Raw genomic sequence first — 591 nt, 5'->3', positions numbered from 1 at the left:
TGCCGACGCCGTGGGTGGCGATCAGGCGGGGGTTGATGGCGGCGACCAGCGGGTCCAGCAGGTCGTCGAGGTCGGTGATTTCGGTGGACAGTTGCTGGTGGCGGCGGGCCAGGCTGCGCAGGGCGAGTTGGGTGGCGGTGGCTGGGCTGGCGGCGTCGGCCGGATCGGGCCGCAAGGCGGCGCAGGTGCTGATCAGCTTGGTGGCCGGCAGGTGGCGCAGCTGCTCGCGCACCTCATCGGGAGCGGTCACGATCAGGGACTTGATCTGGCGCTGGATGGTGGCGCGCTGATCGACCGCGCTGCGGCGGGCCAGGCGCAGGTTGCGCAGGGCTTCGATGCGGCCATCGCGCTGTTTGGGGACGCCGGTCCGCTCTCCGGCGGCCGCGCTCTTGGCGGCGGCGATCGCGTCGATCGGGTCGGACTTGCCCTGCAAGCGGCGCTTCTTGCGGTCCGGGCGGTCGATCTCGACCACCTCGACGTCTTCGGCGCGCAGCAGCCGGGCCAGGCCGGCCCCGTAAGCGCCGGTGCCCTCGACGCCGACCTTCATCAGCTGTCCGAAGGCGCGCATCCACTCCAGCAGAGCCGAGTAAC

Annotated in this window: 1 protein-coding gene; it reads right to left on the bottom strand. The window is 71.9% G+C overall.

Annotated features, from left to right (window positions below; all coding sequences use genetic code 11):
• A partial coding sequence (locus tag ACFPZ3_RS54710) for an IS110 family transposase (RefSeq protein WP_379522394.1) occupies nucleotides 1–591 on the bottom strand: 591 nt, incomplete at both ends.

The sequence above is a fragment of the Nonomuraea insulae genome, from assembly GCF_042656245.1.
The sequence above is the reverse complement of the archived record's forward strand: the minus strand, read 5'-3'. Positions and strand labels throughout refer to the sequence as shown.